The organism is Sabulicella rubraurantiaca (assembly GCF_017355885.1).
GTDB classification, from domain to species: domain Bacteria; phylum Pseudomonadota; class Alphaproteobacteria; order Acetobacterales; family Acetobacteraceae; genus Roseococcus; species Roseococcus rubraurantiacus.
Genome location: NZ_JAFEUU010000001.1, coordinates 728,840 through 755,094 on the forward strand (window position 1 = coordinate 728,840; position 26,255 = coordinate 755,094).

At 69.8% G+C, this 26,255-nt stretch carries 27 protein-coding genes; 17 read left to right on the forward strand and 10 right to left on the reverse strand.

Features of this window, described 5'->3' with window-relative positions; all coding sequences use genetic code 11:
• Nucleotides 1–24 precede the first annotated feature (24 nt).
• A complete protein-coding gene (locus JTJ31_RS03540; RefSeq protein WP_207537188.1) occupies nucleotides 25–915 on the reverse strand; it encodes a hydroxymethylglutaryl-CoA lyase in 891 nt (296 codons plus the stop codon).
• Complete coding sequence (locus JTJ31_RS03545) at nucleotides 912–2,081, reverse strand: CaiB/BaiF CoA transferase family protein (RefSeq protein ID WP_236019791.1); 1,170 nt, start codon at nucleotides 2,079–2,081, stop codon at nucleotides 912–914. The genes JTJ31_RS03540 and JTJ31_RS03545 overlap by 4 nt, the downstream gene beginning before the upstream one ends.
• 308 nt (nucleotides 2,082–2,389) lie before the next feature.
• Here JTJ31_RS03545 and JTJ31_RS03550 point away from each other — a divergent pair, with 308 nt between their 5' ends.
• The 6 genes from JTJ31_RS03550 to JTJ31_RS03575 all read left to right on the forward strand — a co-directional run bounded on the left by JTJ31_RS03550 (nucleotide 2,390) and on the right by JTJ31_RS03575 (nucleotide 7,082).
• Nucleotides 2,390–3,025 (forward strand): phosphorylase family protein, encoded by a 636-nt coding sequence (locus tag JTJ31_RS03550; protein WP_207537190.1) that lies wholly within the window; start codon nucleotides 2,390–2,392, stop codon nucleotides 3,023–3,025.
• Nucleotides 3,026–3,056: 31 nt separating this feature from the next.
• A complete protein-coding gene (locus tag JTJ31_RS03555) occupies nucleotides 3,057–4,019 on the forward strand; it encodes a Bug family tripartite tricarboxylate transporter substrate binding protein (protein WP_207537191.1) in 963 nt (320 codons plus the stop codon).
• A gap of 73 nt (nucleotides 4,020–4,092) precedes the next feature.
• The gene (gene moaA / locus JTJ31_RS03560; RefSeq protein WP_207537192.1) at nucleotides 4,093–5,079 is read left to right on the forward strand and encodes a GTP 3',8-cyclase MoaA; all 987 of its coding nucleotides are present in this window, start codon (nucleotides 4,093–4,095) and stop codon (nucleotides 5,077–5,079) included.
• Complete coding sequence (locus tag JTJ31_RS03565) at nucleotides 5,079–5,441, forward strand: hypothetical protein (protein ID WP_207537193.1); 363 nt, start codon at nucleotides 5,079–5,081, stop codon at nucleotides 5,439–5,441. The genes moaA and JTJ31_RS03565 overlap by 1 nt, the downstream gene beginning before the upstream one ends.
• 52 nt (nucleotides 5,442–5,493) lie before the next feature.
• Nucleotides 5,494–6,321: a carbon-nitrogen hydrolase family protein gene (locus JTJ31_RS03570; RefSeq protein ID WP_207537194.1), complete on the forward strand. Its 828-nt coding sequence runs from the start codon at nucleotides 5,494–5,496 to the stop codon at nucleotides 6,319–6,321.
• 2 nt (nucleotides 6,322–6,323) lie between these two features.
• The gene (locus JTJ31_RS03575; RefSeq protein WP_457852398.1) at nucleotides 6,324–7,082 is read left to right on the forward strand and encodes an NAD kinase; all 759 of its coding nucleotides are present in this window, start codon (nucleotides 6,324–6,326) and stop codon (nucleotides 7,080–7,082) included.
• Here JTJ31_RS03575 and wecB read toward each other — a convergent pair.
• Nucleotides 7,072–8,187, reverse strand: coding sequence for a non-hydrolyzing UDP-N-acetylglucosamine 2-epimerase (gene wecB / locus JTJ31_RS03580; protein WP_236019792.1), 1,116 nt, complete (start codon nucleotides 8,185–8,187; stop codon nucleotides 7,072–7,074). The genes JTJ31_RS03575 and wecB overlap by 11 nt on opposite strands.
• Before the next feature lie 85 nt (nucleotides 8,188–8,272).
• A complete protein-coding gene (locus tag JTJ31_RS03585; RefSeq protein ID WP_207537197.1) occupies nucleotides 8,273–8,749 on the reverse strand; it encodes a Fur family transcriptional regulator in 477 nt (158 codons plus the stop codon).
• Between the two features lie 23 nt (nucleotides 8,750–8,772).
• On the opposite strand from JTJ31_RS03585, the gene hisI reads away from it, so the two are divergent.
• The 7 genes from hisI to JTJ31_RS03620 are packed head-to-tail and all read left to right on the forward strand — an operon-like array spanning nucleotide 8,773 to nucleotide 14,574.
• Nucleotides 8,773–9,192, forward strand: coding sequence for a phosphoribosyl-AMP cyclohydrolase (gene hisI / locus JTJ31_RS03590; RefSeq protein ID WP_207537198.1), 420 nt, complete (start codon nucleotides 8,773–8,775; stop codon nucleotides 9,190–9,192).
• Nucleotides 9,189–10,145, forward strand: a complete 957-nt coding sequence (locus JTJ31_RS03595; protein ID WP_207537199.1) for a CobW family GTP-binding protein — start codon at nucleotides 9,189–9,191, stop codon at nucleotides 10,143–10,145. The genes hisI and JTJ31_RS03595 overlap by 4 nt, the downstream gene beginning before the upstream one ends.
• The gene (locus tag JTJ31_RS03600) at nucleotides 10,142–10,729 is read left to right on the forward strand and encodes a GNAT family N-acetyltransferase (RefSeq protein WP_328805655.1); all 588 of its coding nucleotides are present in this window, start codon (nucleotides 10,142–10,144) and stop codon (nucleotides 10,727–10,729) included. The genes JTJ31_RS03595 and JTJ31_RS03600 overlap by 4 nt, the downstream gene beginning before the upstream one ends.
• A complete protein-coding gene (locus JTJ31_RS03605; RefSeq protein WP_328805656.1) occupies nucleotides 10,726–11,607 on the forward strand; it encodes a carbon-nitrogen hydrolase family protein in 882 nt (293 codons plus the stop codon). The genes JTJ31_RS03600 and JTJ31_RS03605 overlap by 4 nt, the downstream gene beginning before the upstream one ends.
• On the forward strand, nucleotides 11,604–12,704 hold the full coding sequence (lpxB, locus tag JTJ31_RS03610) for a lipid-A-disaccharide synthase (protein ID WP_207537200.1): 1,101 nt from the start codon (nucleotides 11,604–11,606) through the stop codon (nucleotides 12,702–12,704). The genes JTJ31_RS03605 and lpxB overlap by 4 nt, the downstream gene beginning before the upstream one ends.
• A gap of 5 nt (nucleotides 12,705–12,709) precedes the next feature.
• Complete coding sequence (locus tag JTJ31_RS03615) at nucleotides 12,710–13,405, forward strand: ABC transporter ATP-binding protein (protein ID WP_207537322.1); 696 nt, start codon at nucleotides 12,710–12,712, stop codon at nucleotides 13,403–13,405.
• On the forward strand, nucleotides 13,402–14,574 hold the full coding sequence (locus JTJ31_RS03620; protein WP_207537201.1) for an ABC transporter permease: 1,173 nt from the start codon (nucleotides 13,402–13,404) through the stop codon (nucleotides 14,572–14,574). Before JTJ31_RS03615 ends, JTJ31_RS03620 begins: the two co-directional genes overlap by 4 nt.
• Here the strand turns inward: JTJ31_RS03620 and JTJ31_RS03625 are convergent.
• Nucleotides 14,528–14,800 (reverse strand): hypothetical protein, encoded by a 273-nt coding sequence (locus tag JTJ31_RS03625; RefSeq protein ID WP_207537202.1) that lies wholly within the window; start codon nucleotides 14,798–14,800, stop codon nucleotides 14,528–14,530. The genes JTJ31_RS03620 and JTJ31_RS03625 overlap by 47 nt on opposite strands.
• A 100-nt stretch (nucleotides 14,801–14,900) precedes the next feature.
• Here JTJ31_RS03625 and JTJ31_RS03630 point away from each other — a divergent pair, with 100 nt between their 5' ends.
• Together JTJ31_RS03630 and JTJ31_RS03635 are read left to right on the forward strand one after the other, a co-directional pair.
• Nucleotides 14,901–16,388, forward strand: a complete 1,488-nt coding sequence (locus JTJ31_RS03630) for a TolC family protein (protein WP_207537203.1) — start codon at nucleotides 14,901–14,903, stop codon at nucleotides 16,386–16,388.
• Complete coding sequence (locus JTJ31_RS03635) at nucleotides 16,381–18,135, forward strand: HlyD family efflux transporter periplasmic adaptor subunit (RefSeq protein WP_207537204.1); 1,755 nt, start codon at nucleotides 16,381–16,383, stop codon at nucleotides 18,133–18,135. The genes JTJ31_RS03630 and JTJ31_RS03635 overlap by 8 nt, the downstream gene beginning before the upstream one ends.
• On the opposite strand, the gene JTJ31_RS03640 is transcribed toward JTJ31_RS03635, so the two are convergent.
• Nucleotides 18,136–18,930: a class II aldolase/adducin family protein gene (locus tag JTJ31_RS03640; RefSeq protein ID WP_207537205.1), complete on the reverse strand. Its 795-nt coding sequence runs from the start codon at nucleotides 18,928–18,930 to the stop codon at nucleotides 18,136–18,138.
• Between the two features lie 177 nt (nucleotides 18,931–19,107).
• Here JTJ31_RS03640 and JTJ31_RS03645 point away from each other — a divergent pair, with 177 nt between their 5' ends.
• A complete protein-coding gene (locus JTJ31_RS03645; protein ID WP_207537206.1) occupies nucleotides 19,108–19,494 on the forward strand; it encodes a c-type cytochrome in 387 nt (128 codons plus the stop codon).
• A 22-nt stretch (nucleotides 19,495–19,516) separates the two neighbouring features.
• On the opposite strand, the gene JTJ31_RS03650 is transcribed toward JTJ31_RS03645, so the two are convergent.
• The 3 genes from JTJ31_RS03650 to JTJ31_RS03660 form a co-directional block, all read right to left on the reverse strand.
• Nucleotides 19,517–20,173 carry a GOLPH3/VPS74 family protein gene (locus JTJ31_RS03650; protein WP_207537207.1) on the reverse strand — a complete coding sequence of 219 codons (657 nt, stop codon included), beginning with the start codon at nucleotides 20,171–20,173 and terminating at the stop codon, nucleotides 19,517–19,519.
• A 76-nt stretch (nucleotides 20,174–20,249) separates the two neighbouring features.
• On the reverse strand, nucleotides 20,250–20,879 hold the full coding sequence (locus JTJ31_RS03655; protein WP_207537208.1) for a GOLPH3/VPS74 family protein: 630 nt from the start codon (nucleotides 20,877–20,879) through the stop codon (nucleotides 20,250–20,252).
• Entirely contained in the window at nucleotides 20,876–22,432 is a 1,557-nt protein-coding gene (locus tag JTJ31_RS03660; RefSeq protein ID WP_236019793.1) for a gamma-glutamyltransferase, read from the reverse strand. The genes JTJ31_RS03655 and JTJ31_RS03660 overlap by 4 nt, the downstream gene beginning before the upstream one ends.
• Nucleotides 22,433–22,568: 136 nt before the next feature.
• On the opposite strand from JTJ31_RS03660, the gene JTJ31_RS03665 reads away from it, so the two are divergent.
• Nucleotides 22,569–24,716, forward strand: a complete 2,148-nt coding sequence (locus tag JTJ31_RS03665) for a malate synthase G (RefSeq protein ID WP_207537209.1) — start codon at nucleotides 22,569–22,571, stop codon at nucleotides 24,714–24,716.
• Nucleotides 24,717–24,731: 15 nt separating this feature from the next.
• Here the strand turns inward: JTJ31_RS03665 and JTJ31_RS24935 are convergent, their stop codons facing one another.
• Nucleotides 24,732–26,162, reverse strand: coding sequence for a DUF3300 domain-containing protein (locus JTJ31_RS24935; protein ID WP_207537210.1), 1,431 nt, complete (start codon nucleotides 26,160–26,162; stop codon nucleotides 24,732–24,734).
• Between the last annotated feature and the right edge of the window lie 93 nt (nucleotides 26,163–26,255).

The window sequence follows — 26,255 nt, forward strand, 5'->3', positions numbered from 1 at the left end:
GCGGGTTTCCCCGCAACCTGATTGTCAGGCGGCTTGTCGCGCCGCCGGGACGCCGCGCACCCGCCCGCCCGGCAGCGCGCCGGGAATGGAGGCGGCAAGGTCCGCCGCATCGAGCAGCTTCGCCCAGTCCAGCCCGGTCTCCACCCCCATGCGGCGGAACACCCAGGCCAGATCCTCCATCGCCGTGTTGCCGGTGGCGCCAGGCGCGTAAGGGCAGCCGCCGATGCCGCCCGAACCTGCATCGAAGACCCGGCATCCAGCCTCATAGGCGGCGAGGTTGTTCAGGACGCCCATGCCGTAGGTGTCATGGCCGTGGAAGGCGAAGCGGTTGCCCCAGGAGTTGATCGCGTGTTCGAAGACACGCCGCACCTGGTCCGGGGCAGCATTGCCGGTCGTGTCGCAGATGCTGACTTCGATGTCCGGCGACAGCGCCTGCACGCGCTCCACCCAGTCCAGCGCATCTTCCTCGGGCACCACGCCCTCGAAGGGGCAGTGGAAGGCGCAGGACAGGTTGAAGCGCACCTTCACGCCCGGCGGCACTTCGCGCAGCAGGGAGGAAAGCTCGGCGAAGCTGTCCATGCGCGAGCGGTTGAGGTTGGCGCGGTTGTGGCTCTCCGTCACGCTCATGAAGAAGCCCAGGCGATGCGCGCCCGCCTGCACCGCCGCATCGAAGCCGCGCCGGTTCGGCACCAGCACGGTGCATTCAAGGCCGGGCAACTCCCGCGCCGCCGCCAGCACCTCTCCCGTATCGGCCATCTGCGGGATCGCCTTGGGCGAGACGAAGGAGCCGACCTCCATGCGCCGGATGCCCGCCGCATGCAGCGCCCGGACCAGGGCGATCTTGGTCTCGGTCGGCACCCATCCCTTGATGGGTTGCAGCCCGTCGCGAGGGGAAACCTCTGAAAGCTGGATCATGGGCGGGGCTCCCCCAGAATGCCGTGGAACACGCGGTCATTGTCCGCCCCGGCCGCGCGGCCCGTCCAGCGGATCATCTCCTCAGGTCCGGCGCCATCCATGCGGAAGGGCGGCGCGGGGTGAAGCACCTCGCCGAGGAGCGGGTCCTGGACGCGGGCGACGAGGCGGCGTGCCTGGAAATGCGGGTCCTCGGCGCAATCCTTGATGTCGTAGAGGCGGGAACAGGGAACTTCCGCGCCCTCCAGCATGTCCTGCGCCTCGGCTGCCGGGAGGGTGCGGGTCCAGGCGGCAATGGCAGCGTCGAGTTCTTCCACGTGGGCGCAGCGCCCCCCATTCGTCGCCATGCGAGGATCGTCGCGCAGGTCGGGGCGGCCGATCATCGTCATCAGGCGCCCGAAGATCAGATCGCTGTTGCCGGCGATGCACAGCCACTTCCCGTCGGCACAGGGATAGGTGTTGGTGGGCGCCGCCGTGGCGATGGCCGCGCCCTGAGGCTGGCGGACCCAGCCGAACAACCCGTGCTCGGTGAGCATTCCCTCCATCAGCGAAAAGACGGAGGAGACGAGGTCCAGGTCGAGCACGCGCCCCTTCTGGCCATTGCGGTCCCGTCCCCAGCAGGCGGACACCAGCGCCAGCGCCGCATACATCCCTGCAAGGTCATCGCTGATCGAGACACCGCAGCGCGGCGGCGGATATTCATGCTGCCCCGGATTGGCGGTGAGGTGGCGCAGCCCGCCCATCGCCTCGCCGATTGCACCGAAGGCCGGCTTGTCGCGATACGGCCCGTCCTGCCCGTAGCCGGAGATGCGGGCGATCACGAGGCCGGGATTCTCCGACTGCAGATCCGCGGGCCCCAGTCCGATGCGCTCCAGGTAGCCAGGGCGGAAATTCTCCACCACCGCGTCGGCACGGGCGCAGAGCGCCTTCACCCGCCGCTTCCCTTCGTCGCTCTTGAGATCGAGCGTGACGGACAGCTTGTTGCGCCCATGGACGGAGAACCATACCGAATGCCCGTCCTTCTGAGCGCCCCAGCCGCGGAACGGATCACCGCCGGGCGGCTCGACCTTGATGACCTCGGCGCCCAGGTCAGCGAGGAGACGGGTGCAGAAGGGCGCGGCGATGTAGTGACCCAGCTCGACGACCTTTAAACCTTCCAGCGGCAGCAAGGACCGGCTCCCTCCCGATACATGAACCTGCCTTGATAGCCTGCCCTGTGCGAATGGAAACCCGTTCCATGATTTTTCCACAGCTTTCCGCAACCGACTCGGGTGAAACGGCATTGATGGGATGCACGGGAGCAGTCCCCCCCGACTCTCCCTTGTCTCTCCCGGATGTGCTCCTGTGAGCCGTCTTGGCTCCGGGTGACACCTAACTTAAGGGGGGTGGGCGCCCCCCCGTGCCCACCCCTCCTTTTTTTGTCCGGGCCTCGGGAGCACGCCTTCCGCCATTCCAGCCATCCCATTATTCCGCGGCCATGCCACCCCTCCTGCCCCCGGGCTGCCTCTTGGTCTGCGGGCTGCGTGCCGAGGCGGCGCTGCTTCCCAATCTGAGGGCGATCCATGTCGGCGGCGACGCCGCGCGTCTGCGCGCGGCGCTGGAGCAAGAGGCGCCGAAAGCAGTCCTGTCCTTCGGGCTGGCCGGCGGGCTGGACCCGGCCCTGGCCCCGGGCACGCTTCTGATCGGGGCAGGCCTCTGGGGGGTTGGGCAAGCCGATGCAGGCTGGTCGCTGCGCTTGGCACAGGCAACGGGTGCCCTCCCTGCCCTTCTGGCCGGCAGCGCCGAAGCCGTCGTCACGCGCGAAGCCAAGGCGACGCTGCATGCGGAAAGCGGCGCGGCGGCAGTGGACATGGAGTCCGCCATCGCTTTGCGCCACGCCATGCGCCACGGCATCCCTTTCGCTGCGCTGCGCGCAGTGGGCGATCCGGCAGACGCGGCGGTGCCCCCTTCGGCCCTGGCCGGGATGACGGCGGAGGGCGAAGTCGCGCCCGGACGGGTCCTGCTGTCGCTGCTGCGTCGCCCCGGCGACCTCCCACAACTCCTTCGCATCGCCCGGCACAGCCGCTCGGCCATGGCGCGTCTGCGCCTTGCGGCGAGGGCGCTCACCGCGTAACCAAATGGCACTACGCCAGGGGTTACACGCAATGAATCGCCGCCAGATCCTGTCCGCTCTGCCTGCCGCTGCCTTCGTCACACCTGCTTTCGCCCAGGAATGGCCGACCGGGCCGGTGCGCGGCATCGTTCCCTTTGCCGCGGGCAGCGCGACGGACACCGTGGCGCGGCTGTTCGGTGAGCGGATGCGCGACGTGCTGGGCCAGCCCGTCGTCATCGAAAACCGCGCCGGCGCAAACGGGCTGATCGGCGCCGAGGCCGTCGCGCGCGCCACGCCGGACGGGCAGACCGTGCTGTTCGGCACCAACTCGACCAATGCCGCCGCCAATGCCCTTTTCCGCCGCGTGCCCTTCGACATGGAACGGGACTTCATCCCTGTCTCCACCCTCTGCTCGGTGCCACTGCTGGTCGCCGTGGCGGCCAATTCCCGGTACCGGACCCTCCGCGAACTCCTGGACGCGGCGCGGGCGCGGCCGGATGCCGTCACCTTCGCCTCCGCCTCCGCCTCACAGCGCGTCGCTTCGGAAATGCTGGCCTCGATGGCTGGGGTGAAGATGCTTCACGTGCCCTATCGGTCCTCGCCCAATGCGGTGCAGGACCTGATCTCGGGCCGGGTGGACGTGTTCGTGGCCGATCAGGCGGTGATCCTGCCGGGCGTCCAGGGCGGGCAGCTGCGCCCGCTCGCAGTGACCACGCGCCAGCGCTCCGCGCAGTTGCCCGACGTGGCCCCGGTCGCGGAGCAAGGCCTGCCCGACTACGAGCTTTTCGCTTGGTTCGTGCTCTGCGTGCCGGCTGGCACCCCGGCTCGCGCCATCGAGCGGCTGAACGCCGCCGTGCGCCACGCCGCCGCCGACGCCACTCTGCGCGAGCGCCTGGGCAGTGGCTTCGGGATGCAGGTCCGCGCCTCCACCCCGGAGGAGGCTCGCGAATTCACCCGCGCCGAGACGGCGAAGTGGACCAACGCCATCCGCGCCGCCGGAATCGAGCCGGAGTAAGCCGACCTGGGGCGCTCATGACCCTTGCGGGAAGCCCTGTTCCGGCCCCACATGGTAAGCTGGAGCGCCCCTCATGATTGACCCATTCGGCCGCAGCGTCACTTACCTCCGCGTCTCGGTCACCGACCGGTGCGACCTTCGCTGCGTCTACTGCATGGCCGAGGACATGACCTTCCTCCCCAAGAGCGAGGTCCTGTCCCTGGAGGAGCTGGACCGGCTCTGCGGTGCCTTCGTCTCGATGGGCGTCCGCAAGCTGCGCCTGACGGGCGGCGAGCCGCTGGTGCGCCGGAATGTGATGTCGCTGATCGACAGCCTCGGCGCGCGCATCGGGCATGGGCTGGACGAGCTGACGCTCACCACCAACGGCACCCAGCTGGCAAAACACGCCGAGGGGCTGTTCCGCGCCGGCGTGCGGCGCGTCAACGTCTCGCTCGACACGCTGGACGCGGCCCGGTTCAAGGAGGCGACGCGCTGGGGCGACATCGCCAAGGTACTGGACGGGATCTACGCCGCGAAGGCGGCGGGGCTGCACGTCAAGATCAATGCCGTCGCGCTCAAGGGCGTGAACGAGGACGAGTTCGACCGGATGCTCTCCTGGTGCGGCGAGCATGGCTTCGACCTGTGCCTGATCGAAACCATGCCGCTCGGCGAGATCACGGGCGACCGAGCCGACCAGTTCCTGCCGCTCTCCACGGTGAAGCGGCAACTGGCGCAGCGCTGGACGCTGAACCCGACATCCTTCACCACGGGTGGCCCCGCCCGCTACTACGACGTGGCTGAGACCGGCACGCGGCTCGGCCTCATCACGCCGCTGACCCACAATTTCTGCGAGAGCTGCAATCGCGTCCGCCTGACCTGCACCGGCACGCTGTACATGTGCCTCGGCCAGGAGGACGCGGCCGACCTCCGCGCCCCGTTGCGCGACCCGGAACTGGGCGAGGATGGGCTGAAGCAGGCCATCCGGGACGCCATCGCCCGCAAGCCTAAGGGACACGACTTCGTGATCGAACGCGCGCGTGACCCGGCCCTGGCCCGCCACATGAGCGTGACCGGCGGCTGATGCTGAACCAGCTTTCCGAACGGCTGACCCTGCCGGGCATGCCGGAATGGACGGGCCTCGCCCTGCTGGTGATTCTGCTGGGGCTGGGGCTCTGCCTCCTTTTCATGCCCTTCTCGGTCTTTGGGGTGAAGGGACGCCTCGATGCCATCGAGGCGCAGCTGGATGAGCTGCGCGCCGAGATCCGCGGCCTCGCGGTAAGGCTCTCCGAAGGGCGCTCAGTGCGGGAGTGGTCCGCCCCGGAGGAGACCATGCTCGACGCCGGACCATTGCGTCCAGAGGACCCGATCGCGCCGCGCGCCCATCCCACCCTGCCGCCACGCGGCCGGTCCGAGCCGCGTATCACCTGGCCGAAGCCACGCTGAACCGAAGCTTCCGGCTCTAGCCGGGCCTCCGGCGCTGTGGCTCAATCAGCCCATGCGCGTCTCCGTGATCCAGATGAACCAGGGCAGCGACAAGGCGGCCAACCTCGCCCAGGCGCGGCGCCTCGTCGCCGCGGCGGTGGAGGCCGACCGGCCGCACATGGTGTCCCTGCCCGAGACCTGGACCAATCTGGGCGGCGGGCGCGACGCGCGCGTGGCCGCGGCCGAGACCTTGCCGGAACCGGGCGGCACCGGTGGCCCGGCCTATGAGGCGATGCGCGAGATGGCGCGCGGCGCCGGCATCTTTGTCCATGGCGGCAGCATCGTGGAGCAGGGCGCGGAGAAGCTGCACAACACCACCCTCGTCTTCGACCCGGAGGGGCGCGAGGTGGCGCGCTACCGCAAGATCCACCTCTTCGACATCACCGGGCCCGACGGCACCGGCTACCGCGAGAGTGCTCTCTATGGCGGCGGCTCGGAGATCGTGACCTTCGAGGCGGATGGCACGCGCTTCGGCTGCTCCATCTGCTACGATATCCGCTTCCCGGAAATGTATCTCGCCCTGCGCCGCGCGGGGGCAGAGGCAATCTTCGTCCCGTCCAACTTCACCCTGATGACCGGCAAGGACCACTGGGAGGTGCTGCTGCGCGCCCGCGCCATCGAGGCACAATGCTGGTTCATCGCCGCCGCCTCCTGGGGCAGCTACGAGGAGCGCGGCGCGATGCGACAGGTCTATGGCCACTCCCTGATCGCCGACCCGTGGGGCCACGTGGTCGCGCGCTGCTCGGACGGAACGGGATGGGCGACGGCGCGGCTGGACCGCGCCGTGACCGAACGGGTACGGCGCGACATGCCCGTGCTCGAGCACCGGAAGCTGGCCTGACCTTGGCCGCCATCGCCTTCCTGGCATCGCAGGGCGAGGCGGCACAGGCCGCGCGGGCCCGCCTCGCCGGTCTCTACGGCGACGCGCCGCCGGCCCAGGCGGATTTCGTGGTGGCGCTGGGCGGCGATGGCTTCATGCTGGAGGTGCAGCACCGTTTCCTGGGACGGAACACGCCAATCTACGGCATGAACCGGGGTTCGGTCGGCTTCCTGATGAACAGCTACCGGGAGGAGGATCTGCCGGCGCGCCTCGCGGTGGCGCTGGAAGCGACGCTGCACCCGCTGCGAATGCGCGCCCACACGGCGGACAAGACCCATGCAGCGCTGGCGATCAACGAGGTGTCGCTGCTGCGCGAAACCCGGCAGGCGGCCAAGCTGCGCATCATGGTCGATGGCAAGGAACGCCTCCCGGAACTGACCTGCGACGGCATCCTGCTCGCCACCCCAGCCGGGTCCACCGCCTATAACCTCTCGGCCCACGGGCCGATCGTGCCGCTGGACGCGAACCTCCTGCCCCTCACCCCGATTTCCGCCTTCCGGCCGCGGCGCTGGCGCGGGGCGCTGCTGCCCTCGGAGGCGCGGGTGGAGATCGAGGTGCTGGAGGCGCAGAAGCGACCGGTCTCCGCGACCGCCGACTACACGGAGGTGCGCGATGTCCGCCGGGTCGAGATCCGCGAGGATCGCAGCCTGTCCATGACCATGCTCTTCGACCCGGACCATTCCCTGTCCGAGCGTATCATCGCGGAGCAGTTCACGGTCTGACGGCCATCGCCGGGAGCCGCGCCTCAACCGGCCGGGCTGACTCCAGCGCTGCCAGGATCCGCGGCGCGTCGCGCCCGTCCCCGAAGGCGAGGCTGGGGCGCGGCGGCTTCGGCGGGGCATCCAGCACGCGATGCGCAGCGGCGAGCAGCCCTGCCTCCCCCGTGCCGACGAGGAGCGTCGTGCCCGCATCCATCGCCTCAGGCCGGTCGGTTTCCTCGCGCGCCACTAATACGGGGACGCCGAGCGTCGCGGCCTCCTCCTGCACCCCGCCGCTGTCGGTGATGACCAGGGCAGCGCGGCACAGCAGGGCAACGAAGGCGCGGTAATTCTGTGGCGGCAGCAGCGTGACGCTGCGGCAGTCCGCCAGCGCCTCGGCCAGCGGCTTGGCCGCCAGCGGGTTGCGGTGTAGCGGCACCACCATCTGCACGTCCGGCCTCGAAGCGAGGCGCGCCATTGCTCGTGCGAGGCGTTGCAGCCCCGCCGCCTGGCTTTCCCGTCGGTGCGCGGTGACCAGGACGAGGCGCCGCGCCGGGTCCAGCGTGACGGGCGGGTCGGGCGCCTCCGAAGCCACGGCAAGCAGGGCATCCACCCCGGTATTGCCGGTGACGCGGATCGCGCCGCCCGGAACGCCCTCACGTAGCAGGTTCTGCCGCGCGGTTTCCGTCGGCGCGAGGTGCAGCCGGGCAAGGCGTCCGATCACGGCGCGGTTCGCCTCCTCCGGGAAGGGGGCGTCCAGATCGTGGGAGCGCAGCCCGCCCTCCACATGCGCCACCGGGATGCGCGCATGGAAGCCGGCCAGCGCGCCCGCCATGGCGGAGGTGGTGTCGCCCTGCACCAGCAGCCAGTCCGGCCGCTCTGCCACCAGCCAGGGATCGAGCCCTGCCATGACCCCCGCCGCCAGTGCCGAGAGCCCCTGTCCCGGCCGCATCAGCCCGAGGTCCAGGGTCGCCCGCAGCGCGAACCCCTCCAGCGCCTGATCCAGCATCTCCCGATGCTGACCAGTGGACAGGATGTCGCAGCGATGACCGGCCGCACGGGCCGCCTGGATCACCGGGAAGAGCTTGATCGCCTCCGGGCGAGTGCCGACGACGCAGGCGAGGTGCAAGCAGGATGGCTCCAGAAACTCACGCCAGGACTCAACCGGCGGTTGCTTCCGACTTTGGCAGTTCTTGTGAAATGCAACCAGGGAGTCAGGCGCAGCGTGCGCAGATTCCTTCCACCTCGACCGTCGCGCGGTTGGGGCGGAAGCCCAGCCGGTCCGCCGCTGCCGACAAGGCATGGGCGACGTCGTGATCGGCGATCTCGGCCGTGACGCCGCAGCGCGTGCAGATCAGGAACTGGTGCGGGTGGTCGTGGCCGCAGCCATGGCCGCAAGGCGCCTCTTCCGGCCCGATGCAGGGCAGGAAGGCGTTCAGACGTTCCAACCGATGTATCAGCCCCTGCTCCAATAGGAAGTCCAGGGCACGATAGACGGTGGGCGGCGCGGCGGGGCCGCGTTCCTCCTTCAGGCGCTCCAGCAGCGTATAGGCACCGACAGGCTGTCCCGCTTCCAGCACGAGGCGAAGGACCTGGCGGCGAAGCGGGGTCAGCGTGGCCCCTTGGCTGGCGCAGCGCGCCTCGGCGGCGGCCAGGGCGGCGTGGAGTTCCGGCGTCTCTACGGCGGTCATGCGGCGGGTTATACTCCATTCCGATGAAGCCTGCCCTCCCCATTCCCGACCCGGCGCTTCGCATCGCCATCCTCCGCTCGGTGCGGTTCAACAGCATGGGTATCGTCCCCGCCATCGCGCAGCAGCACGACACGGGCGAGGTGCTGATGATGGCCTGGATGAACGACGCGGCGCTGGAGGAGACTCTGGAAACGGGACGGGCCTGCTATTTCAGCCGTTCGCGCAACAAGCTGTGGCGCAAGGGGGAAAGCTCGGGCCAGGTGCAGCGCGTCCTCGACCTCCGGATCGACTGCGACGGCGACACGGTGCTGCTGCTGGTGGACCAGCATGGCGTGGCCTGCCATACTGGCCGTCGCTCCTGCTTCTTCCTCGCGCCGCGTGACGGCGTGCTGACGGAGATCACGGCGCCGGAGGCCAGCCCCGAAAGCCTGTACGGCGCATGACCCCCCGTCCCGTTACCCTCCTCACCGGCTTCCTCGGCGTGGGCAAGACCACGCTACTGAACCGGCTCCTGCCCGCCCTGCCGCGCACCGCTGTGCTGGTGAATGAGTTCGGCGAGATCGGCCTGGACCACCTCTTCGTCCAGACGGTGGCGGAGGATGTGGTGCTTCTCCAGGCCGGGTGCCTGTGCTGCACCATCCGCGGCGACCTGTCGCGCGCCCTGCGCGACCTCGCTGCCTCGGGGCGGCCCTTCGATCGCGTGGTGATCGAGACAACGGGCCTCGCCGATCCCGGCCCGATCCTGCAGACGCTGATGTCCGATCCGCTGCTGCGCCGGGACTTCACGCTGGACGCCCTGGTGACGCTGGTGGACGCCGCGCATGGCGTGGCGACGCTGGATGCGCAGGAGGAAGCGCGGCGGCAGGTTGCGGTGGCGGATCGGCTGGTGCTGACCAAGACCGACCTCGTGACCGACACGGCGGCGCTGGAGGCGCGGCTGCGCGCCCTCAATCCGGTCGCTCCCATCCTCCGAAACGATGCGCCGGCCGAGGCGATCTTCGCGCCCGCCGGTCCGGGCCGCGACCTGCCCTGGTCGCCGGGTGATGTGCATCATCACCGACACCATCATCACGATCCGAACCGGCACGGCGCGGATATCCGCGCCCTTTGCCTGCGCTTCGACCAGCCGCTGCGATGGGAGGGCCTCGCCTCCTGGCTGGAGATGATGGCCATGACGCAGGGCGAGCGCATGTTGCGCCTCAAGGCCGTGCTGAACCTGGAAGGCGAGGAAGGACCGGTCGCGCTGCACGGGGTGCGGCACCTCTTCGACACGCCGCGCCGCCTTCCCGCCTGGCCGGACGGGGATGACCGCTCCTCGCGCCTCGTCCTCATCCTGCGCGGCCTCGACCCCGAGGTGGCGGAAGCGGGGCTGCGTGCCTTCCTGGAGGCGGCGTGACGCTGCGCATCGAGACGCTGCGTGGCGAGGCGCTGCTTCGCCACCTGCCCCGCCTCGGCCACCTGCGCGGCGCGGTGTTCCGCGAGTGGCCCTATCTCTATAAGGCCGAAGGTCGCTACGAGGCCAACTACCTACGCCAATACGCCGAGGGCGAGGGCGCGGCGGTGATTGTCGCGCTGGACGGGGATGAGGCCGTCGGCGCCTCCACCTGCCAGCCGATGCGCGAAGCCCACGCCCCCGTGCGCGAGGCCTTCGAGCGCGCGGGGCGCGACCCGGCAGAGCATTCCTATTTTGGCGAAAGCGTCCTGCTGCCCGAGTATCGCGGCCGGGGGATCGGCGTCGCCTTTTTCGCGCGGCGGGAGGAAGTGGCGCGAGAGGCGGGGCTGCGCTTCGCCACTTTCTGCGCCGTGGAGCGAGACGCAAGCGACCCACGGCGCCCGGCGGACTATGTGCCGCTGGACGAGTTCTGGAAGAAGCGCGGCTATACTCACCACCCGGACATCGCCTGCAGCTTCAACTGGCGCGAAATCGGCGGCACGGCGGAGATCCCGCACCGCCTCTCCTTCTGGATCAAGTCACTGTGACGCTGCGCCTCGCCACCTGTGCCTGGCCGGTCGAGCCGCTGCCCGACATCGCCGCCTATGCCGTCAAGCTGGAGCACTGGGCACGCCGCGCCCGCGACGCCGGGGCGGAGATGGTGGTCATGCCGGAATATGCCTGCGTGGAGCTGGGCGCCGCCCTGGCGGGCAACCGTGCGGCCGACGAGGCAACGGAACTTCGCGCCATGGTGCAGGCCGCGCCCGCCGTGCTTGAGGCGATGCGCGCGGCCGCCCGCGCTGCCGGCATCTGGCTCTGCCCCGGCAGCCTGCCGATGGAACTGCACGGGAAGGTCGTGAACCGCGCACCGCTGATCCGCCCCGACGGCACCATGGCCTTCCAGGACAAGCGCATGATGACGCGCTTCGAGTCCGAGCGCTGGATGATCGACGCTGGCGCGCCGCCACGCGTCTTTGACACGCCCTGGGGAAGGATCGGGATCGCCATCTGCTACGATGCGGAGTTCCCCAAGCTGGTTCGCACCCAGGTCGAGGCAGGTGCGTGGCTCGTCCTCGTGCCCTCCTGCACCGACACCGCGCATGGATTCAGCCGCGTCCGCATCGGCGCGCGGGCACGCGCGATGGAGAACCAATGCTTCGTTGCCGTTGCGCCCACGGTCGGCGGCTTCGCCGCCTCGGCCGCGCTGGACGAGAACCACGGCGCGGCCGGCATCTTCGGTCCGGTGGACCGCGGCTTTCCCGCCGATGGCATCCTGGCTCAAGGGGCGATGGATGAGCCGGGCCTCATCCTTGCCGAACTCGACCCCGAGGCGCTGGAGCGGGTGCGTGTGGATGGCCAGGTGCGGAACCACCGCGACTGGCCGCGCGCGCCGGTGCCCCACCCCTCCCCGGCCGAATTCGCATGAGCCTCGTCTGGATCGCGGCGGGCGAGGCCTCGGGCGACATCCTCGCCGCACGCCTCGTCGCCGCTCTGCGGACGCGGGCTCCGGGGCTCCGATTTGCCGGGATCGGCGGGGAGCGCATGGCCGAGCAGGGCGTCGAAAGCCTGTTCCCCATCCGCGAGCTCGCGCTGATGGGGCTGGTGGAGGTGCTGCCGCAGCTTCGCAACCTCGCACACCGGATGAGCGAGGCGGAGGAGGCGCTGCGCCGCGACCGCCCTGCCCTGTTGGTGACGGTGGACAGCCCGGGCTTCACCCTGCGCCTCGCGCGGCGAGCCAAGGCCCTGGGCATCCCGGTCGTGCACTATGTGGCGCCGCAGGTCTGGGCCTGGCGGCCCGGGCGGGTGCGGAAGATGGTGGGCGTGGTGGACCGCATCCTCGCCCTCCTCCCCTTCGAGGCGCCCTTCTTCGAGCAATCCGGCATCCCGGTGGAATTTGTCGGACACCCGATCCTGGAAAGCGAAGCCGCGCATGGCGACGCTGCGCGCTTCCCGCTGGAAGGTCCAGGCCTGCTCGTCATGCCGGGCAGCCGGCGCGGCGAGTTGCGCCGCCACCTGCCGGTCTTCAGCTCTGCATTGCCGCCTAGCATCACGCCGGTCGTCGCCCTGGCCGGCACGGTGGAGGAGGAGGTGCGCGCCGAGACCACCGCCTGGGGCGCACGCTATGTCCGCACCCCTGCCGAGAAGTCGGACGCCATGGCCGCTTGTCATGCCGGGCTGATCAAGTCCGGCACCTCCTCGCTGGAGGCGGCGGTGGCGGGGCTGCCGCATGTCGTCGCCTATCGCGTGAACCCGGTCACCGCCGCGATCGTCCGCCGCCTCATGCGCGTGCGCCACGCCTCCCTCGTGAACCTCCTCGCCGAGGAGGAGGTGGTGCCCGAGTTCCTGCAGGAACGCTGCGAGCCGAACCTCCTGCGCGCCGCGCTCCTGCCACTGATCGAGGGCGGAGCCGAGGCAACACGGCAGCGCCGGGGCTTCCATCGCGCGCTGGAGAAGCTGACGCCACCAGGCGGTGGCACCCCCAGCGAGGCGGCTGCTGAGGCGGTTCTGCGCATGCTATCGTGAGCACCATGCTCGAGCTTCGCGGCATCACGAGACGCTTCCGCATCGGCCCGACCGAGCGAACCGTATTGCATGGCATAGACCTCGACCTCGCGGCGGGCGAGCTGGTCTCGATCATGGGTGGCTCCGGCTCCGGCAAGACCACCTTCATGAACATTCTCGGCCTGCTCGACCGGCCCAGCACCGGCACCTACTGCATACGCGGCGAGGACGTTTTGGCCGCCAAGGCGGATGCCCAGTCGCTGATGCGGAACCGCATGATCGGCTTCGTGTTCCAGCAATTCTTCTTGATGCCCCGGCTCAATGCATGGCGGAACGTGGCGCTGCCGCTGATGTATCGCGGCACGCCGGAGGCGGAGGCGCGGCGGCGGTCGGAGGCGATGCTCCAGCGCGTCGGCCTCGGCCAGCATCTGAGCCACATGCCCAACATGCTTTCCGGCGGGCAGAAGCAGCGCGTCGCCATCGCACGCGCCCTGGTGACGGAGCCTGCCCTCATCCTCGCCGACGAGCCGACCGGGGCGCTGGACCCGACGGTGAGCCGCGAGATCATGGGGCTGTTCGAGGAGATGAACCGGGAGCTGGGCGTCCTGGTCGTCATCATCACCCATGACCCGGGCGTGGCCGCGCGCTGCCGGCGGCGCCTCACTCTCGTGCAGGGACGCCTGCTGGAGGAGGATGACCTCGCGAAGGCACGGGCGGCATGATCCGCCAGACGCTGATCGAGGCCGCGGGCAACCTGCTCGCCGTGTGGCAGCGCTCGCTGCTGGCGTTGATCGGCATCGTCGTCGGGGCTGGGGCGGTGATCGCCATGCTCCATGCCGGAGCGATGGCGCGGGAGGAAACGATCCGCCAGTTCCGTCAGATGGGCACGGACACGATGGTGCTGCGCGCCGACAGCAACACCGGCATGGGCAATTTCCGCCTGGGCGACATCGAGGCCACGCCCGAGGCGGTGCCGCTGATCCGCGAGATCGCGCCCTTCATGATCGGCGGCGGGACGATCATCTCCGAAGGTCGCTCGCGCAACGCAGGCTTCCTCGGCGTCACGGCGGAATTCGCGCAGGTCGCCCGCCTGCCGATGGCAGAGGGCCGCTTCCTGTCCCCCTTCGACCGGTTCGAGTTGCTGGTGGTGGTCGGCCACGACCTCGCGCAGCAGCTTTCCTCGCCCTTCGCGCCGCTACGCGTCGGCAGCCAGATCCGCATCTCCCGCTACGTCTTCACCGTCGCCGGCATCCTGGAGCCGGCGATGATGAACCCCATGCTGCCGGTGGACGTGAACACCACGCTGTTCCTTTCGCTGCCCAATGCGAGGCGGGTGATCGCCCTGCCCTCGCTCTCCATGGCAGTGGCGCGTTTGCAGCCGGATGCCGATCCGGAACTCGCCTCTCAGATGCTGCAGCAGCATCTTGGGCCGGGGCTGCGCGATGCGCGGTTGAACGTCCTGACAGCGCGGCAACTCATCGCCGGCATGAACAGTCAGGTCCAGCTCGTTGCCATGCTGCTAGGCGCGGTGGGGTCCATCGCGCTGGTGCTGGGCGGAGTAGGCGTCATGAACATCATGCTGATGTCGGTGGCGGAACGGCGGCGCGAGATCGGCATCCGCCTCGCCATCGGGGCACGCCGGCGGGATGTGCGGCGCCTATTCCTTGCCGAGGCATTGATCTTGTCCCTGCTAGGCGCGGCGCTCGGGGTCGGGCTGGGATTCCTGGGCGGCATCGGCTTCGCCTGGATGTCGGGCTGGCAGGTCAGCTTCTCGCCCATCGCGGCGCCGCTCGGCGCCGGCGTGTCCATTGCCGTGGGAGTCTTCTTCGGCTTCTACCCGGCCGTCATGGCCGCGCGGTTGGATCCGATCGAGGCGCTGCGGGCGGAGTGACCGCGCCCGGCTCCGCCACCCCGGGCAGGCGGACATGGCTGCGCGGGGCCGTTGCCGCCGGGTCCGGCAGGGCGATGGGCGGGTCGCCCATGCGCTGCATCACAGCGGGCATCGGGGCGAAAGCCCGCTCGACCGGCGTGTAGCTCGCGCCCCCGATGGGTTCCTGCAGCACGGAGGGCGGGGCGCAGGCGGCGAGGGCAAGCAGGGCCAGGGAGGCGGATCGCATCGCCCTTTCCTACCTGCGATGAACGGAGCCTGTCAGCGCCGTGGCAATACGCATTTGGGCTTGCTTGCGGCAGTCCTGTTCTTGGTGGGATAAGCTTTCCATGACGGGGCGTGGTGCATGGGGGGCAGCAATGCTCGCAGGGATTGTCCTGTGGGCCGCGCCTGCACTCGCGCAGAGCAGCCCTCCCCGACCGAATGGCGCACGGGCAGCGGCTTCCCCGGCGCACCCGCGCGGAACCGTCCCGCTCACCCTGGCCGAGACGGTGTTCCTGGCGCTCCGCCACAACCGTTCCATCCAGTCGCAATACATCCAGCGTGTCGCGGACCGCTTCAACCTGCGCGTGGCCGAGGCCACCTTCGCGCCCCGCTTCGGCATCGAGGGCAGCGTCAGCCATGGCCGCACCGCCGGCGTGACCGGAACGGTCACCACCCTCGGCCCGACGGTGAACCTCACCACCCCGATCGGCACGCGCTTCACCTTCGGTTGGCTCGGCATGCAGAGCAACACGCGCGGGCAGAACCCGCTCGCCACCTCCCGTGCGACCTTCCAGGTGGTGCAGCCGCTGCTGGCCGGGGGCGGCATCGATGTCACCATGGCCCCGGTCCGCGTCGCCCGCATCCAGGAAGTCGGCAGCAAGCTCCAGCTCCGCTCCCTGGTCGCGGAGCAGGTGACGCAGACCATCCTCGCCTACCGCGCCCTGCTTCAAGCGCAAGAGCAGCTTCGCATTGCGGACGAATCGCTGCGCCGCGCGCGTGACCTCGCCCAGGTGAACCAGGCTCTGGTCGCGGCGGGCCGGCTGGCCCAGGTGGAGCTGATCCAGGCCGAGACCTCCATCGCGCAGCAAGAGCTTGGTCTCACCACAGCGCAGAACCAGCACCAGCAGGCACGGCTGGCGCTGCTGACCCTGCTGGCGGTCAACCAGTCCTCGCCCATCTGGGCGGTGGAACGCCCAGCGGCTGAATCGGCGCGCGTGGATGTGCGCCAGGCGCTCGAGGTCGCGACGGCCAACCAGCCCGAATACCTCCGCACGCTGCTCGGCGCGGAGGTGGCGCGCATCAATCTCGACGTCGCCCGCAACCAGCGCCTGTGGGAGGTGAACGTCGTTGCCGGCACGGGCTACAACGCCCAGCGCGCTGACCTCATTCGCGCGCTGGATGCGCTGGGCAGCGCCCGATCCGACTTCAATATCGGGCTCCAGCTCAACATCCCCATCGGGCAGATCGCGCGCGAGCAGCCGGAGGTGAACGCCAACGTCGCCATGCGCCAGACCCAGCTCGGCATCGAAGGGGCGCGCGACCGCCTGCGGCAGCAGGTGGAGGACACGGTCCGCAACATCGACACGCTGCGGCGCCAAGCGGAGCTGGCACGGCGTGCGCGGGAACTGGCCGCGCAGCAGCTGGAGCTGGAGCTGGTGAAGCTCCAGGCCGGGCGCTCCTCCAACTTCCAGGTCGTGTCCTTCCAGGGCTACCTGCAATCCGCCGAGAGCGCCGAGCTTTCGGCGGTGATCGCCTATGCAAACGTGCTCACGCAGCTGGACCAGATCCTCGGCACTACCCTCGACACCTGGCAGATCCGCGTGAATGACTGAGACCGCCGCGCTGGACTACGCCCACCTGCTGGATGCCGTGGCGGATGGGGTGCTGACGGTCGGGCCGGACAGCCGGATCATGACGCTCAACCCCGCTGGCGCTGCCATGCTGGGGGTGAAGCGCGAGGAAGCCCTCGGCCAGACGCTGGCCTTCGCCCTGGCCGAGCAGGAGGATGCGGACGCTTTCCTCGACGCCGTGCTCTGCCCCTTGCAGCCGGAGGCGCCGCAGGGCCGGAGGGTCGTTTCCTTCGGGGACCGGCGGCTTTCCGTGGAAAGCCGGGTCTGGCGCCCGGAACACGGCCCCTTCGTTGGCCGCCCGGCGCTGACTACCGCCTTCTCCGACGTCACCGAAACAGAGCGCCTTCAGGCGGAGCTCGCGGAGCAGCACCGGCGCCTTCAGGACGCCTTCGTGGAACTTGAGCGCAAGGCGGAAGCGGAGCGTCGCTTCAGCCGCCGCGTAGGGCTGCTGCGGACAGGCGCCATCGCTTCCGTGCTGGCCGCCGTACTGGGCGTTGCGGCCTGGACCTTCCTGTCCCCTGCCGCCGCGCCGGAGGAAATCGCCCTCACGGCGCCCGGCGGCGTTGTCACCATGGCGGCGCAGGCGCAGCCCGTTGCGCAGCGCATCGCGGTGGTGGGGGCGCTGGAGCCGGGTGCTAATGTGTCCGTCGTCGGGCCTTATGACGGCACGGTGCGGGAGCGCCTTTTCCGCTACGGCGGCAGCGTGGAGCGCGGCGAGGTCCTGCTCCGCATGGACCGCAACGAGCTGGAATCGCGTATCCGCGAGGCCCGTGCCGCTGAGATCCGCGCTCGCGCCAAGGTGGAGGAGCTGCGTAGCTGGTCCACGGGCTTCGAGGTCGCACGCGCCCGGCGTCAGCTGGCTGCGGCGGAGCTAGAGACTGGCAACCTCCGCGCCCGCATCGGGCAGAGCCAGATGCTCCTGTCGCGCGGCATCATCCCGGCAGAAGAGCACCGCAATCTGCTCCAGCAGGCGCGCAATCAGGATCTGCAGCTGGAAGCGGCGCGGCAGGACCTCGCCTCCACCCTGGCGCGGGGCGATGCCACGCAACTGGCTACGGCGGAGCTAGAATTGCTGAACGCCGAGGGCAAGCTGCGCGACCTGGAACAGGACCTCGCCCAGGCGGAGGTGCGCGCCCCGGTGAGCGGCGTTGTGCTGATGCCGCCGGAACGCCAGGGGGCTGGAGGCGGCGGCGGGGGCGGGCCGCAGACGGTCGAGGCCGGCTCACGCGTTTCCCGCGGCCAGACCATGTTCACCATTGGCGACCTCGAGACCTTCATGGTGCGCGGTCAGGTGGACGAGATCGACGTGAACCAGGTGCGGCCCGGCCAGAATGTCGTGGTGACGGGCGATGCCTTCGCCGAGACGCCGCTGCGGGGTCGCGTCGCTTCCGTCGCCGCGCAGGCCAGCAGCGAGGGGCGCGGCATGGGGATGGGCAGCGGCATGCCCAGCTTCGCCGTCTCCGTCATCGTCGATGGGCTGACGCCGGAACAGCGCCAGCGCCTTGCGGTCGGCATGTCCGCAAGCCTCTCCATCGTCGTGCATGAGCGGCAGGAGGCAGTGGTCCTGCCGCCCCAAGCCATCCGCACGGAGAACGGGCAGCGGGTAGTGCGGGTGCGCGACGGGGCACGCTTCGTGAGCCGACCCGTCACCCTGGGAATCACCATCCCCGAGGGCATCGAGATCCGCGAAGGGATCAGCCCCGGGGACGTGATCGTGCTGCGCGAGTGATCAGCTGCGATAGCTGGGATCGATCCGGTTCAGCATTCGCAGCAGCGCCGGCCACTCCATGACGCCGTAGGGGCGGCGCGTCTTGGGCTGGTAGTTGTTCCACGTCTCCTGCAGCACCTCGGGACGCACCTGCACGAGCGGCGAGTTGCAGGCCATGGCCGCAAGCTGCGCCTTGCAGGAGAGCTCAAGCCGGTGCATCGCGTTGAACGCCTCGGCGATGGTGTGGCCGACAGTGAGAAGCCCGTGGTTGCGCAGGATCATCGCGTTGCTGTCGCCCAGGTCGGCTACCAGCTTGTCCTGCATCGCGACGTCCAGCACCACGCCCTCGTAGTCGTGATACGCGATCTTGAGGAAACGCATCGCCGTCTGGTTCATCGGCAGGAGGCCGCATTCCAGCGAGGACACCGCCATGCCAGGCCAAGTGTGGGTGTGGATCACGCAGTCCAGGTCGTGCCGCCGCTCATGGATGGCGCCGTGGATCACGTAGCCTGCGCGGTTGATGCCGTAATCCAGCCCGCCGAAATCAGGCTTGAGCAGGATATTGCCCTTCACGTCGATCTTGATGAGCGAAGAGGCGGTGATCTCCTCATACATCAGCCCATAGGCATTGATCAGGAAGGCGCCCTCCTCTCCCGGCACGCGGCAGGAGATGTGGTTGGCGATCATGTCGCTCATCCCGTAATGGGCGACGAGGCGATAGCAGGCAGCAAGGTCCACCCGCGCCTTCCATTCCTGCGGCGTCACCTGGTTCCGCAGGCTCGGGATGTTCAGGACGGGTTGCGCTTCTTCCAGCATGGGATTCCTCCGTTCCGCCGCATCCTAGCCATTGCGCCAGGTTCCGTCAGGGCCTCCCCTGGACGTGCCAGCGATGGGACGCTTACCTCGCATGGCGAAAATGCCTGCAGCGGTGACCCAATGGCCGTAGAGGCATTGAGCATCAAGATGCGGCAACGCAACGGAGGACGATACATCATGCGGGCATGGATGATCCTGGGCGCGGCCCTGGCAGCGGCACCCCTTGACGGCGCGATGGCGCAGGACGCGGATGCGGGACAGCGCGTCTTCAACCAGTGCCGCGCCTGCCACACCATCAACCAGGGCGGACGCAACGGCGTCGGACCAAACCTGCACGGGGTCTGGGGCCGCAAGGCCGCCTCGGTGGAAGGGTTCCGCTACTCGAACCCGATGCGCGAGCGCGCCGCCGCGGGCCTGACCTGGGACGAGGAGACCCTGCGCTCCTACATCACCGACCCCAAGGCGGTGGTCCCCGGCGGCTCCATGGCCTATCCGGGGCTCCGGAACGCGCAGCAGCTGAACGACCTGCTCGCCTATCTCCAGCGCGCCTCGACCGCGCAGTAGCGGCCGGGCGCGGCGGGGCCCCTCAGTGGGCCCCGGCGAAGGCGAGCATCATCGCATAGACCTCGCGCGTCACGGAGGAGAGGGTTCGGCCCAGCTCCTCCAGATCCGCGACCTGATCCACGCGCGCCATGGCCCTTTCCTGCTCCTCGGTGGAGAGGATCAGCGGGATGAGGCCGGCGGATCGGGCGAGGCCGATCATCAGCGCCTCGCGCGGCTCCGGGATCTCATCGTGCAGCAGCACGTCGCGAAGGCGGGCGCGCACTTCCTTGACCTCGGCCTGGCCTTCGGGCGGCTTGGGGTAGCGTCGCTCCGGGAAGACCCAGAGGAAGCGCCCCTCCTCCCGCCGCAGCACACCTTTGGCGGTGAGGCGGTCGAGCACCATGGAGCGGAAATGCTCGGTCTTGCGGCCGATCTCCACGATCCAGTGCCGGCTGTCGCGCATCGTCTGGGACGACGAGATCATGATCAGCGCCTCGTCCAGCACCGGATCATTGGTCGGCTTCTGGCTGGTGACCATCAGCCGCTCCAGGTCCGTGTCCACGCGGCCCTGGAGCGAAAGCTCCATCAGGATCGCGCTGGACAGGGCGTAATCTCCCGCCGGGGCCGGCAGCCCGATCGGCCGCCCGGTCCGGTCGTCGAGCAGGAGGAGCATGATCTCCTCCGGCATGGTCAGTTGCATGGCGCTAGCTCCTCAACGGTCGCGCCAGAGTGCGGTCGGCTTCCTGCCCTGTCCAGGGTAGGAAGATACCGATGCGCTACCCGCCGAGCCTCGCGACGCGCAGCGCCGCGACCGCCGCGCCCAGGCTGCGGCCCAGCGCCTCGATCCGCCCCAGCAGATCCAGACGTTCCTGCCGCGCGGCGAGGAGTTCGGGCGGCAGCAGGACGGGCAGCAGCCCCGCGGCCCGGGCCAGGGATACCAGCAGGGCCTCCCGCGGTTCGGGCACGTGATCGCCTTCCAGCGCGCGGCGGAGACGGGCCAGCACCTCGCCCGCCTCGGGCCGGTCACCTGCCGGCACCCAGCGCCGGGAGCGGAACAGCAGCAGCACGCGCCCCTCCGCGCGTCGGAGCAGCCCTTTCGCTTCCAGCCCTGCCATGGCCGCGCCGCGCAGCGCTTCCTCCTCGCGGGCGAGGAGCATCAGCGCGCTGCGCGAATCGCGCGAATCGGGCAGGCGCGAAAGGGCGAAATCCATCGCCGCATCGCCCGTCGGCTCCGCCGAGACGAGGAGGAGCGCCTCCCGATCCGTGTCCACGCGCCCGGCCAGGGCCAGCTCCATCAGCACCGCCCCGGCCAGGGCAAGCCCGGCCGCCACGCCCTGCCGGCCGAGTGGCCGCCCTTCCTCGTCCAGGGTGAGGAGAAGCACCTCCTCCGGCAGCGATAGGCTCATTCGGAAATCGCGGCCGACCAGGGCGACATCACGTCGGTGATGCCGACGCGTGTGCCTTCATGCTGTAGAATCAGGTTCGGGCAGGCGAAGTTCACCGGCATCACCGCGTGTTCCACCACCTCCACCGGGGCATCGGCGGCCAGCGCCGCGACGACGGTGTCGCCCATGCGCTCATCCGCCGTGACGCCTTCCGGCCCGCTGACGTCGATGCGCGGATGATGCGCCGCCGCCTCCGGATCCATGCCGAAATCGGCGACATAGGACAGCATCTGATAGACGCTCGCCATGATGCGCCGCCCGCCCGAGGCACCGAGCGCAATCTGCGGGTCGCCCTCGGCGTCCAGCGCGATCACCGGGCACATGTTGCAAAGCGGGCGCTTGCCCGGGCCGATGGCGTTGGGCGTCTCCGGACGCGGATCGAACCACATGACGCCGTTGTTCATCAGAACGCCGGAGCGCGGCAGCACCATGCGCGACCCCATGGAGGAGAGCAGCGTCGTGGTCATCGCCACCATCATCCCGTTGCGGTCGGCAACGGTCAGGTGGGTGGTGCAGCTATCGGCGCCCTGCGGCTCCGCCTCGCCCAGCCCGGCCAGGCGCTCGGCATAGGATTCGCGCAGGGAGCGGGCGAGATATGCATACCACTCCGCGTCCGGCACGCCGCTGAAGGGAGCCGCTTCCATCCGCTCCAGCAGCCGCGCCAGGGTGGGCGCGGCGGTGAGGCCGCGCGCCAGCATCAGGCGCCGGCCGCGATACGTCACCTCCAGCGCCGGCACGCTGCGCGCCGTGCAGCCGGAGAGGTCCTCGGCAGACAGGAAGCCTTCCATCGCCTTCATGTCGGCCGCGATCTCGCGCGCCACGTCGCCTTCGTAGAAGTCGCGCAGACCGGCGGACTGCAGCCGCTCAAGCGTGTCCGCTAGCTTGCCCAGGCGGAAGAAGCCGGGCTTGCCCTGGTAGGGGGCCACGGGCGGCAGGCCGTTGGGCAGGTAGATGCGCGCGCTCTCCTCATAGAGGCGCAGCACGGCGGCGCTGTTGGCGATCTTCAGCGTGGTGAACCAGTCCTGCGCCAGTCCGCGCTTCGCAAGCGCCACTGCGGGGGCCAGCACCTCGCGGATCGGCAGCTTGCCGTGGCGCTCGTGCAGCAGCGCATAGCCGGCGACGGCGGAGGGGATGACCACGGATTTCGGCCCGTGGATGTTCACGTCGCCCTCGACCTCCGGCCAGGCGAAGAGGTCCTGCTTCATCCGCCCCGTCATCGGATAGGCAGAGGGATCGAGGCTGCCTGGCGCACGGGGGCCGAAATCGAAGGTCTCGGCCGCATGGCCCGGCTTCATCACCTGGGCGAAGCCGATGCCGCCGAGGCCGCTGTTCCAGGGCTCCACCGCCGCCAGGGCGAAGGCTGTAGCGACGGCTGCATCCGCCGCCGTGCCGCCCATGCGCAGCATCGCCGCCCCCGCCTCGGCCGCCTCGCGCGCCTGGGAGGCGACGATGCCCCCCTCGCCGCGCGCGGCGGGCTTGCGGAGGGTCCAGTGCTGCGAAACGTGCGGGATCATGCGGCGGCGCTCCTGTGTCGTTCGATGCATGGTCGGCGCGGCGCGGCCCTTGGGCAAGCCACCCCCAGCCTCTTCCGCCCCCGGCCAATGTCGCCTAAAGCCGGGAAAACCTACATCTCGGCAGGGAGTCAAACGGATGAGCCTGGACGTCGCCCCGGAACTGCGCAGCTTCATCGAGAACGAGGCGCTCCCGGGCACGGGGGTGGACCCTGCGCGTTTCTGGCAGGGGATGGAGGCGATCCTGCGCGACCTCGCCCCCCGGAATGCCGCCCTGCTTGCCAAGCGCGACGCCCTCCAGGCCAAGCTGGATGAGTGGCACCGCGCCAACCCGGCCCGGCCCATCGATCTGGGCGCCTATGAGGGGTTCCTGCGCGAGATTGGCTACCTCCTGCCCGAGCCCGAGGATTTCCAGGTCACCACCGCCAACACCGACCCCGAATTCGGCCTCGTCGCCGGTCCGCAGCTTGTCGTGCCGGTGTCCAACGCGCGCTACGCGCTGAACGCCGCCAATGCGCGTTGGGGGTCGCTCTACGACGCGCTCTACGGCACCGACGCCATTCCGGAGACGGACGGGTCGGAACGGACGGGAAGCGACTACAACCCGGCACGCGGCAAGCGCGTCATCACCTTTGCCCGCCAGGTGCTGGACCAGGCCGCGAAGCTGGACGGCGCGGGCCATGCCGAGGCGATTAAGTATCAGGTGAAGGACGGCGAACTCCTCGTCTCGCTTCAGGGCGGGGGCGATGTGGGGTTGAAGGATCCCTCGCGCCTCGTCGGCTATACGGGCGAGCCCTCCTCACCGAAGTCGCTGCTGTTCCGCAACAACGGGCTGCATCTCGAATTGCGGATCGACCGCTCGCATCCCATCGGCAAGGAGGATCCGGCGGGCATCGCCGACCTCGTGCTGGAAAGCGCGCTCTCGACCATCCAGGATTGTGAGGACAGCGTCGCGGCGGTGGATGCCGCCGACAAGGTGCTGGTCTATCGCAACTGGCTCGGGCTGATGAAGGGCGACCTTGCCGCCGACCTCGAGAAAAACGGCAAGGTGATGACGCGCCGGCTCAACCCGGACCGCAGCTGGACCACGCCGGATGGCAAAGGGCAGATTACCCTGCCGGGCCGCTCCGTCATGCTGGTGCGCAATGTGGGCCACCACATGATGACGGATGCGGTGACGCTGGATGGCGCGCAGACGCCGGAAACCATCCTCGACTGCCTCGTGACCTCGCTGATTGCGATGCACGACGTGAACGGCAAGCGCCTGAACTCGCGCGCCGGCAGCGTCTACATCGTGAAGCCGAAGATGCACGGGCCGGAGGAAGTGGCCTGGGCGAATGAGTTGTTCGGCCGCGTGGAGCAGGTGCTGGGCCTCGCGCCCAACACCCTCAAAATGGGCATCATGGACGAGGAGCGGCGCACCACCGTCAACCTCAAGGCCTGCATCAAGGAGGCGTCGAGCCGCGTCGCCTTCATCAACACCGGCTTCCTCGACCGTACGGGCGACGAGATCCACACCTCGATGGAAGCCGGCCCAATGATCCGCAAGAACGACATGAAGGGCACGGCCTGGATCAAGGCTTATGAGGACTGGAACGTCGATATCGGTCTGATGTGCGGCCTGCGCGGCAAGGCGCAGATCGGCAAGGGCATGTGGGCCATGCCGGACGCCATGGCCGCGATGATCGAGCAGAAGGTTGCGCACCCGAAGGCTGGCGCGACCACCGCCTGGGTGCCCTCGCCCACCGCCGCCACGCTGCATGCGCTGCACTATCACCAAGTCAGCGTCGCCGCGCGCCAGGAGGAGATCGCGCAGGGCGGCCGCCGCGCCGCGCTCCAGGATCTGCTGACCGTGCCCGTGGCCACCAACACCAACTGGGCGCCGGCGGACCTCCAGGCTGAGCTCGACAACAACGCGCAGGGCATTCTGGGCTACGTGGTGCGCTGGGTGGACCAGGGGGTCGGCTGCTCGAAGGTGCCGGACATCAACAATGTGGGCCTGATGGAGGACCGCGCGACGCTGCGCATCTCCGCCCAGCACATCGCCAACTGGCTGCGCCACGGCATCGTCTCCACCGATCAGGTGATGGCCACGATGCAGCGCATGGCGGCGGTGGTGGATCGGCAGAACGCGGGTGATCCGCTCTACCACGCCATGGCACCGGGCTTCGATGGCGCGGCGTTCCGTGCCGCCTGTGCCCTGGTCTTCGAAGGGACGACACAGCCCAATGGCTACACGGAGTTCCTGCTGACGCGCTTCCGCCGCGAGGCGAAGACCACAGGCTAAAGCTGCGGCGGGGGCTCAGCGCCCCCGCCCGCCGCCTCCACCCCCACCTCCGCGGCCTCCACCTCCGCCGCCGCCCCCGTGGCCGCCACCTCCACCACCGCGGCCACCGCCACCTCCATGACCGCCGCCGCCGCCGCCGCGATTTCCGCCGCCCCCACCGCCGCCGTGGTTGCCTCCCCCGTGACCGCCCCCGTGCCCTCCCCCGCCGGGGCTTCTGCCCCCGCCACCATGGTTGCCGCCTCCGCCGCGCGGGCCTTGGTTGCCGCTAGGATTGCCACCCCTGCCGCCGCCACCGCCCGGATGTCCGGCCGGTCGTCCTCCACCACCGTGTCCGCCACCCGGCGGACCTCGATCATGCGACGGTCCGCGCTGCGGGGCAGAGGGGCGTGGACCGGGTCCTCGGTCCGGTCGGGGGCCGAACTCACGGCCAGGACCACCGCGGAAATGTTCGGCGCGAGGCGGAGGCCCGCCGCCCCGACCGCGATCAGGCCCGCGCCCAGGTGGCGGGCCGCCGACCAGACGTGGCGCCTCCCATCCGCGGAAGCGGCCATCCCAGCGCGCCGGACCATATCCACGAGGCCCGCGGCGGCCCGGGTCGGGACGCCAATAGCCGCCCGGCGGCAGGGGACGTGCACCCGGAATCAGCGCATAGCGGGCCGGCTCGATCAAGACGCCCCGGCCCCAGGAGGGCCTCGCCCAGCCCCATAGCGCGCCCAGGACGGCCCCACCGGCCAGGAAGGCCAGCCCAGTCCCAAGTGCGCCGCTCAGCCCATAGGAAGCGGGAGGCGGGGCGTAGGGCGGCGGGTAGTCCGGATAGGGCCACTCCCCGTAGACGAGGCGCGGGTCATAGACCGGGACATAGACGTGGTCCGGCTGTGCCGGCTCGATCACGATGACCTCGGGCGGCGGCTCGATGATCCAGGGCTGCGCGGGGGGCGGGGCCGCGAAGGGCTCGACCGAAATGGCGAGGCGTTCGTCGCCACGCAGGTGGCCACGCTGCCGCGCACGGTGCCGCAGCACCTGCACCGCATTGAGCAGGTCGGCCTCGCGCTCCAGGAAGGCTTCGCCCAGCGCCTGCGTCCAGTCGAGGTTCTGGCTCATCATCCGCAGCACGTCGGGAAAGGCCACCAGCGACTTCACGGCCGGGTCCCAGGGCGCTGCGGCCGCCGCCCGCTCCAGCTCGGGGCCAGAGAGGCTCGCCTGCCTCGGATCAGAGAGCCAGCGTTCCGCCTGCACCACCTCCACCGGATAGGTAGCGGCCATCAACACCTGCGCCAGCAAACGGTCCGGATAAAGGGCGATGGGCGCCACCAGCTGTTCCAGCCGGCCGCGTGTCAGCGCCGGGCCCTGGCCCTGCGCTGGTTTCAGAACGGCAAACAGGCCGCCTCCGGCCAGCAGCAGCAGCGCCGCGCGCCGCGATTCCACGCCCTTTGCATCCTCGGCCATTCCGGCGTCTCCTCGTGTCGCTGCCTTCCCAACGAGGAAAGGACGCGTCCGTTTGCCCGAACCCGTGCGGCGCGCCATGCTCATGGCGAGAGG